5 protein-coding genes and 1 pseudogene are annotated in these 8,225 nt (G+C 73.1%); 3 read left to right on the top strand and 3 right to left on the bottom strand.

Features of this window, described 5'->3' with window-relative positions; all coding sequences use genetic code 11:
- Positions 1-40: 40 nt before the first annotated feature.
- A pseudogene (locus J7E93_RS15485) lies at positions 41-178 on the bottom strand (pyridoxamine 5'-phosphate oxidase family protein); the annotation flags it as partial.
- Between the two features lie 250 nt (positions 179-428).
- Here J7E93_RS15485 and J7E93_RS15480 point away from each other — a divergent pair.
- Positions 429-3,416, top strand: coding sequence for a bifunctional [glutamine synthetase] adenylyltransferase/[glutamine synthetase]-adenylyl-L-tyrosine phosphorylase (locus J7E93_RS15480; protein WP_215069682.1), 2,988 nt, complete (start codon positions 429-431; stop codon positions 3,414-3,416).
- Between the two features lie 115 nt (positions 3,417-3,531).
- Here J7E93_RS15480 and J7E93_RS15475 read toward each other — a convergent pair whose 3' ends face one another.
- Positions 3,532-4,137, bottom strand: coding sequence for a TetR/AcrR family transcriptional regulator (locus tag J7E93_RS15475; protein ID WP_215069680.1), 606 nt, complete (start codon positions 4,135-4,137; stop codon positions 3,532-3,534).
- Positions 4,138-4,241: 104 nt separating this feature from the next.
- On the opposite strand from J7E93_RS15475, the gene J7E93_RS15470 reads away from it, so the two are divergent.
- Together J7E93_RS15470 and J7E93_RS15465 are read left to right on the top strand one after the other, a co-directional pair.
- A complete protein-coding gene (locus tag J7E93_RS15470) occupies positions 4,242-5,786 on the top strand; it encodes an APC family permease (protein WP_215069678.1) in 1,545 nt (514 codons plus the stop codon).
- A complete protein-coding gene (locus J7E93_RS15465) occupies positions 5,696-7,264 on the top strand; it encodes an amidohydrolase (RefSeq protein ID WP_215069676.1) in 1,569 nt (522 codons plus the stop codon). The genes J7E93_RS15470 and J7E93_RS15465 overlap by 91 nt, the downstream gene beginning before the upstream one ends.
- Here the strand turns inward: J7E93_RS15465 and J7E93_RS15460 are convergent.
- A complete protein-coding gene (locus J7E93_RS15460) occupies positions 7,248-8,159 on the bottom strand; it encodes a phosphatase PAP2 family protein (protein WP_215069674.1) in 912 nt (303 codons plus the stop codon). The two genes, J7E93_RS15465 and J7E93_RS15460, sit on opposite strands and share 17 nt — an antisense overlap.
- Between the last annotated feature and the right edge of the window lie 66 nt (positions 8,160-8,225).

Raw genomic sequence — 8,225 nt, 5'->3', positions numbered from 1 at the left:
ACCACTAAAGCAACGGCATTGCCCTTGGGGCTATGGGGGAGTGCGGACGGCCGTCCGGGCGGACGGTGGTCAGCCAGAAGATCTCCGCCGCGGCGAGCCGGGCGACGGCCTCGGACCAGTCGGCGGCAGGCGCCTTCGGGTCGCTGTAGCGGGGGTCCAGCGCGGTCTCGGTGGGCATGGGGGGATTCCTTTCGCCGGAGCCGGCCGACGGAGTCGGCCGAGCCGTTCGACAGAGCCGCGCAGGTGCCGGTTGTCGCGTGCCGTCCGCCTGGCGGCCGTCTGCCTGTCGTGCCATCTGTCTGTCACCCGTACTGACTCCGCCCGGGCCCCGAACTCATCGGTCCCCGCACCGCCGCGCCCCGAGGCGACCCCGCCCCCCGCTGCGGATAGGCTCGATCGCGGAACGTGGACGGTGGAGGGAGCGGCGAATGACGGTGCCGGGGCGCAGGAGCAGTACCTTCACGCGGCTGCTGCGGCACGGGTTCACCGATCCGTCCGGCGCCGAGCGGCTGCTCGACGTCGCCGAGCTGTCCGCCCTGCGCGGCGATCCCGTCCTCCTCGACGCCCTCGGCGCCACCGCCGACCCCGATCTCGCACTGCGCGGCCTGGTCCGCCTGGTCGAGGCCCAGCCCGAGGAGCAGCGTCAGACCCTCACCGCCACCCTGCTCGCCGCCAAGCCCTTCCGTGACCGGCTCCTCGGCGTGCTCGGCGCCTCCGAGGCGCTCGCCGACCACCTGGCCCGGCACCCCAGGGACTGGCAGGCCCTGGTGACGTACGAGGCGGCCGATCTGCACCCGGGGGTCGCAGAGTTCGAACGGGACCTGGCGGAGGCCACCGATCCGGTGTCCCTGCGGATCGCCTACCGCCGCTGTCTCCTCGCGATAGCCGCCCGGGACGTCTGCGGCACCACCGACGTCGCCCAGGCCGCCGCCGAGCTCGCCGACCTCGCCACCGCCACCCTGCGCGCCGCCCTCTCCATCGCCCGCGCCGCCGCACCCGCCGACGCCGCCCACTGCCGGCTCGCCGTCATCGCGATGGGCAAGTGCGGCGGTCACGAACTGAACTACGTCTCCGACGTGGACGTGATCTTCGTCGCGGAGCCGGTGGAGGGCGCCGACGAGGGCAAGGCGATCCAGGCCGCGACCCGCCTCGCCTCCCACCTCATGCGGATCTGCTCCGAGACCACCGTCGAGGGCACCATCTGGCCCGTCGACGCCAACCTCCGCCCGGAGGGCCGCAACGGACCGCTGGTGCGCACGCTCTCCTCCCACCTCGCCTACTACCAGCGCTGGGCCAAGACCTGGGAGTTCCAGGCCCTGCTCAAGGCCCGTGCTGTCGCCGGGGATCCGGAGCTGGGCGCCGCGTACATCGACGCCGTCTCTCCGCTGGTCTGGCAGGCCGCCGAGCGCGAGAACTTCGTCGCCGACGTGCAGAAGATGCGCCGCCGGGTGGTCGACAACATCCCGGTCGCCCAGGTCGAGCGTGAGCTCAAGCTCGGCCCCGGCGGGCTGCGGGACGTCGAATTCGCCGTCCAGCTCCTGCAGTTGGTGCACGGCCGCGGTGACGCCACCCTGCACAGCGGCACCACCCTCGACGCCCTGAGGTCGCTCGCCGCGGGCGGCTACGTCGGCCGCCTCGACGCCGCCCAGCTCGACGAGGCGTACCGCTTCCTGCGCGCCATGGAGCACCGCATCCAGCTCTACCGGCTGCGCCGCACCCACCTCGTCCCCGAGGACGAGAGCGATCTGCGCCGCCTGGGCCGCTCGCTCGGGCTGCGCACCGACCCGGTCGCCGAGCTGAACAAGGAGTGGAAGCGGCACGCGGCGGTCGTCCGCCGACTGCACGAGAAGCTCTTCTACCGGCCGCTGCTCGACGCCGTCGCCCAGCTCACCCCCGGCGAGACCCGGCTCAGCCCCAAGGCCGCCGGGCAGCGGCTCGAAGCGCTCGGTTACGCCGACCCCGTCGCCGCCCTGCGCCACCTGGAGGCGCTCGCCTCCGGGGTCACCCGCAAGGCGGCGATCCAGCGGACGCTGCTGCCGGTGCTGCTCGGCTGGTTCGCGGACTCCGCCGACCCGGACGCCGGACTGCTCGGCTTCCGCAAGGTCTCCGACGCGCTCGGCAAGACCCCCTGGTACCTGCGGCTGCTGCGCGACGAGGGCGCGGCGGCCGAGAACCTCGCCCGCGTGCTCTCCGCCGGCCGCCTCGCCCCCGACCTGCTGCTGCGCGCCCCCGAGGCGGTGGCGATCCTCGGCGCCCCGGAAGGTCTCGAACCCCGCGGGCGCGACCATCTGGAGCAGGAGATCCTCGCGGCGGTGGGCCGCGCCGACGACGCCGAGCAGGCGGTCACGGCGGCCCGTGGCGTACGGCGCCGGGAGCTGTTCCGTACGGCCGCGGCCGACATCATCGGCTCGTACGGGACGGAGGACAGCCCCCGGGAGCTCGATCCGGGCGCGCTGGTCGACCGGGTCGGCCAGGCGCTCACGGACCTCAACGCGGCGACGATCGCGGGCGCGCTGCGCGCCGCCGTGCGCGCGGGCTGGGGCGACACGCTGCCGACCCGGTTCGCGGTCATCGGCATGGGCCGCTTCGGGGGGCACGAGCTCGGTTACGGCTCCGACGCGGACGTCCTGTTCGTGCACGAGCCGCGCGAGGGTGTCGACGAACAGGAGGCGGCCCGGGCGGCGAACCGGGTGGTCGCCGAGATGCGGCGGCTACTCCAAGTCCCCACCGCGGACCCGCCGTTGATGATCGACGCGGATCTGCGTCCGGAGGGCAAGAGCGGTCCTCTGGTCCGTACGCTGAAGTCGTACGAGGCCTACTACCGCCGCTGGTCCCTGGTCTGGGAGAGCCAGGCGCTGCTGCGGGCCGAATTCATGGCGGGCGACGAGGAGTTGGGCGGTCGGTTCCTGGAGCTGATCGACCCGCTGCGCTACCCGGCCGAGGGGCTCGGCGAGGACGCGGTCCGCGAGATCCGCCGCCTGAAGGCCCGGATGGAGACGGAGCGTCTGCCGCGCGGCGCCGACCCGACGCTCCACACCAAGCTGGGCCGGGGCGGGCTGAGCGACGTCGAGTGGACGGTCCAGCTGCTCCAGATGCGTCACGGCTGGGCGGAACCCGGCCTGCGCACCACCCGCACCCGCGAGGCCCTGGCCGCCGCACAGGCGGCGCGGCTGATCCCCACGGAGGAGGCCCAGACACTGGACGAGGCCTGGGTCCTGGCGAGCCGCGTCCGCAACGCGGTGATGCTGGTACGCGGCCGCCCCGGGGACACCTTCCCCTCCGACGGCCGCGAGCTGGCGGCCGTCGGGCGGTACCTCGGGTACGGCCCCGGCCGCGTCGGCGAGATGGTCGACGACTACCGCCGGATCACCCGCCGGGCCCGGGCGGTCGTGGACGAGCTCTTCTACGGCGCCTGAGACCGGGGAGCGAGAGAGCCCCGGCCGAAGCGGGCGCCGCCCCCGAGACCGCCGGCGGGATCGGCGGCGCCCTCGCCGAGGCTCCTGCGAGGGCGCCCCCGGGGCGGCGGGCCCCTCAGCCGTCCAGCAACCCCCGGCAGTGCGCCAGGAACGCCCCCAGAGCCAGTTCGAACGCCGCGTCCGCGCGCGCCGGGCCCGCCGCCGCCAGGGCCTCTGCCAGGAGCGGAGTCGTGGCGTCGTCGGGGAGCTCCCACATCGTCTCCGGGGCCGCCAGATCGAGCGCCGAGCCCAGGACCAGGTTCTCCAGCGCGACGATCACGTTCATCACGTCGGCCTTCCCGAACCCGGCGGCGAGCAGCCGGCCGACCGCGCGTTCGTACTGGGCGAGCACCTTCGGGGCCCGCACCGGCGAGGTCATCAGCATCGGGATCACCCGGGGGTGCGCGGCGAAAGCCGAGCGGTAGGAGCGCGCCCACGCCGCCATGGCCGCGTCCCAGGGCTCCAGATCCAGGGTGCCGCCGTCGATCGCGTCGCAGACCCGCTCGCGCATCAGCTCGACGACCCCGCCCCGGCCGTCCACGTGGTGGTACAGCGATCCGGTCTGCACACCGAGCTTCCTGGCGATCTGCGGGACGCTGAACTCCCCCTGCTCGTCGACGAGTCGGAGCGCCGTCGTGGTGATGCGCTCCCGGTCCAGCAAGGGGGTCCGCGGCCGTCCCATGTCCCCGCTCTCTCTGTGAGGTCTTCCCGTACGCCGTGTCGGAGGCTACATTGCCGCAAACCGAAAGCCTTTAGGTTTCCTGCCGCGGAAGGGCTTCCCCACCCATGTCCACATCCACCTCCGACGCGCCCGAGGGGCTGAGAACCGGCACACTCTCCACCGCCGACATCTCCTTCTTCGTGGTCTCCGCCGCCGCCCCGCTCACCGTCATGGCCGGCGTCGCCCCGATCGCCATCGTCCTCGGCGGCATCGGAGCCCCCGCCGGTTATCTCCTCGCCGGCATCACGCTGGCCGTCTTCGCCGTCGGATTCACGACCATGAGCCGCCACGTCAAGAGCGGCGGCGCCTTCTACGCGTACATCACCCGCGGGCTCGGCAAGCCGGTCGGCATCGCCGCCGCCCTGCTCGCCATGCTCGGCTACAACGGTATGGAGATCGGCGTCTACGGCCTGCTGGGCACCGCCACCGCCGACACCGGCCACGCCCTGTGGGGCGTCGACATCCCCTGGCTCCCCGTCTCCCTCGCCGGGCTGCTGCTCATCTGGTACGGCGGCTTCCGCTCCATCGACTTCGGCGCCAAGGTCCTCGGCGTGCTGCTCGTCGCCGAGACAGGCATCCTCGTCCTGCTCGCCGGCGGCGTGCTGATCGAGGGCGGCGCGGACGGCCTCTCCCTGGCCTCCTTCACGCCCGGCAACATCCTGGTCCCCGGCAGCGCCGCCGTCCTCGCCTTCGCGTTCACCGCCTTCACCGGCTTCGAGTCGACCGTGATCTACCGGCGCGAGGCACGCGACCCCGCCCGCACCATCCCGCGCGCCACCTACATCGCCGTCTGCTTCCTCGGCCTCTTCTACGCCTTCATCGTCTGGACCGTCATCCAGGCCTTCGGCGACGACAAGGTCGTCGAGGCAGCGGCCGGTGACACCGGCGGACTCTTCTTCGCCGCCATCACCACCTACGTCGGCGGCTGGGCCGCGGACCTGATGCACGTCTTCATCGTCACCAGCGTCCTCGCCTCCCTCCTGGCCTTCCACAACGCGATCAACCGCTACGGCCTCGCCCTCGCCGAGGAGGGCGTCCTGCCCCCCGTCTTCGGCAAGATCCACCCCCGTCACCGCTCCCCGTACGTCGCCGGCATCGCCCAGACCGTCCTCGGCCTCGCGGTCGTCCTCGCTTTCGCGGCCGCCGGCGCCGACCCGTACACCCAGCTGCTGCTCTGGGTGAACACCCCCGGCGGCATCGGTCTGATGGCCCTCCAGCTCCTCGCCGCGCTCGCCATCCCGTTCTACTTCCGCCGCGTCCGCCACGACGAGGGCGTCCTGCGCACCGTCGTCGCACCCGTCGCCGCGGCCCTGCTGCTGGCCGGCGCCATCGCCCTGGTCATCTCCAAGATCGACGTCTTCACCGGCGCCTCCACCACCGTCAACACCGTCCTCGTCGCCCTCGTCCCCGGCGTCTTCCTCCTCGGGTTGCTCCTCGCGTACCGGCTGCGCCGCACCCGCCCCGAGGTCTACGCGAACTTCGCCGCCGAACCCGATGTCACCGAAGGAGAACAGCCGTCGTGCCCGCACCCGACCTCGTCCTCGTCAACGCCCGCGTCCGCACCCCGGGACTCACCGGCCACACCGCTGTCGCCGTCCACGACGGACTGATCAACGCCGTGGGTGACGACACCGACGCCCGAACCTGGTGCGGACCCGGCACCGAGACGATCGACCTCGCCGGCGCCACCCTCACCCCCGGCCTCACCGACGCCCACAGCCACCCCGTGTGGGGCCTGGAGATGTGCACCGGCACGGACCTCTCCGCCATACGCGACCTCGACGAGCTGCGGGCCGTGCTGGCCCGCGCCGAGCGCCGCGACGGCTGGGTCGTCGGCGCGGGCCTCGACCACAACGTCTTCGGCGGCCGGCCCATCCACCACGACCTCATCGACGACGTGCTCGGCGGCGCCCCCGCCCACCTGCGGCTCTACGACGGGCACTCCGTCCTCGTCAGTGCCACGGCGCTCAAGGCAGCGGGCATCGACGGGCCCCGCGCCTTCCCCCAGCGCTCCGAGATCGTCTGCGACGCCCAGGGGCGGCCCACCGGCCATCTGATCGAGCACGCCGCCATGGACCTGATGACCCCGCTGCTGCCCGCCCAGCCCTACGCCGAGCGGCGCGACCGGCTCGTCGACCTGCTGAGCTCCATGGCCGCCACCGGTCTGACCGGCGCCCATGTCATGGACCTCGGCGGTCACGACGTCCCCGGCCTGCTCACCGCCCTGGAGGAGGACGGCGACCTGCCGCTGCGGCTTCGGCTCGCCCCCTGGTGCATGCCCGGCGCCGACCGGTCGGAGCTGGAGGAGCTGGCACGGCTCCAGAAGCGGGCCGGGCGCCTGTGGCGGGTCGGCGGCGTGAAGTTCTTCATGGACGGCACCGTCGAAGGCGGCACCGCCTGGCTGGAGCACGCCGACTGCCACGGCCAGGGCACCGACGCCTTCTGGCCCGACCCGGCCGCCTACACCGCCGCCGTACGCCACCTCCACGAGGCCGGCGTCGGCACGGCCACGCACGCCATCGGGGACGCGGCCGTCCGGCACGTCCTCGACACCGTGGAGTCCTTCGGGCCCGGGGGACCCCGGCACCGGATCGAGCACATCGAGACCGTCCCCGACAGCCAGCTCGGCCGGTTCGCCGCGCTGGGCGTCGTCGCCTCGATGCAGCCCCCACACACCGCGTACACCCGCGCCGACCACACCGACGAGTGGTCCAAGCGGCTCGGCGAGGAGCGGGCGGAGCGCGCCTGGCGCTGTCGTGACCTGCGGGACGCCGGCGCGTACCTCGCGCTCGGCTCGGACTGGCCCATCGCGCACCACGACGCCCGTCAGGTCCTCGCCACCGCCCAGGCGCCCCGGGGCGCGGCCTCGGCGCGGCACGGCCTGACCGGCCTGATGGCGCTGGAGGGGATGACCACCCACGCGGCGGTCGCGGCGGGGGAGGAAGGGGTCGCCGGGCGGATCGCCCCCGGCCTGCGGGCCGACCTGACCGCGTTCACCGTCGACCCGGTGACCGCCCCGGCCGACGAGACCGAGCAGGCACCGATCCGCCTCACGGTGGCCGGCGGCCGGATCACATACCGGAGCTGACCTTCTCCGCGGCCGGATCCCGGTCCGCCTCCGACGACGGGGGCGGACCGTCCGGCCCACCCCGCGCGACCGGCTTCGCGGGCTCCACCAGCTTGGGCAGGCCCTGCGGGAGCGCCCCGTACCAGACGTACGAGACGGCGAAACCGAAGGCCAGGCACATCATGCCGCCCACCGCGTCCAGCCAGAAGTGGTTGGCGGTGGCCACGATCACGACCAGGGTCGCGGCCGGGTAGAGCAGCCCCAGAACCCGCGCCCAGGGCGCGGAGGCGAGGGCGAAGATGATCAGACCGCACCAGAGCGACCAGCCGATGTGCATCGACGGCATCGCCGCGTACTGGTTCGACATGTGCTTGAGGTTGCCCGAGGCCATCGAGCCCCAGGTGTGGTGCACCAGGACCGTGTCGACGAAGTTCTGGCCGTTCATCAGCCGGGGCGGTGCGAGCGGATACAGGTAGTAGCCGACCAGGGCCACACCGGTGGTGGCGAACAGGACCGTTCGCGACGCGGCGTAGCGTCCCGGCTGCCAGCGGTACAGCCAGACGAGCACACCGATCGTCACGACGAAGTGCAGGGTGGCGTAGTAGTAGTTCATCGACACGATCAGCCATGTCACCGAGTTGACGGCATGGTTGACGGTCTGTTCGAAGGCCAGCCCCAGGGCGTCCTCGGCCTGCCAGATCCAGTCGGCGTTCCGCAGCGCCTGGGCCTTCTGCTCCGGTACCGCGTTGCGGATGAGCGAGTACGTCCAGTAGCTGACGCCGATGAGGAGGATCTCGAACCAGATCCGGGGACTGCGCGGCGCGCGCAGGCGGGCCCGCACTCCGCCACCGTCCGGCATGGGTGACGGGGTGGCCGCCGTCCGGCCTTCCAAACTCTTCACGGTCGCTTCACCCATAGGAGGAGAGTCTGCCAGATCCCCGCCCCTCGTCCGATCATCCCCCGGTCGGGTTCGGGGCGCACA

This window comes from Streptomyces sp. ISL-36, assembly GCF_018614205.1.
Classification (GTDB): domain Bacteria; phylum Actinomycetota; class Actinomycetes; order Streptomycetales; family Streptomycetaceae; genus Streptomyces.
Note: the sequence above shows the minus strand (reverse complement) of the source record. Positions and strands in the feature narration are given on the sequence as shown.

What these genes read in the sequence shown, in the direction of transcription:
- J7E93_RS15480 (WP_215069682.1), top strand. Translation starts at nt 429, where the DNA reads ATGACGGTGCCGGGGCGCAGGAGCAGTACCTTCACGCGGCTGCTGCGG.
- J7E93_RS15475 (WP_215069680.1), bottom strand. Translation starts at nt 4,137, where the DNA reads ATGGGACGGCCGCGGACCCCCTTGCTGGACCGGGAGCGCATCACCACG.
- J7E93_RS15470 (WP_215069678.1), top strand. Translation starts at nt 4,242, where the DNA reads ATGTCCACATCCACCTCCGACGCGCCCGAGGGGCTGAGAACCGGCACA.
- J7E93_RS15460 (WP_215069674.1), bottom strand. Translation starts at nt 8,159, where the DNA reads ATGGGTGAAGCGACCGTGAAGAGTTTGGAAGGCCGGACGGCGGCCACC.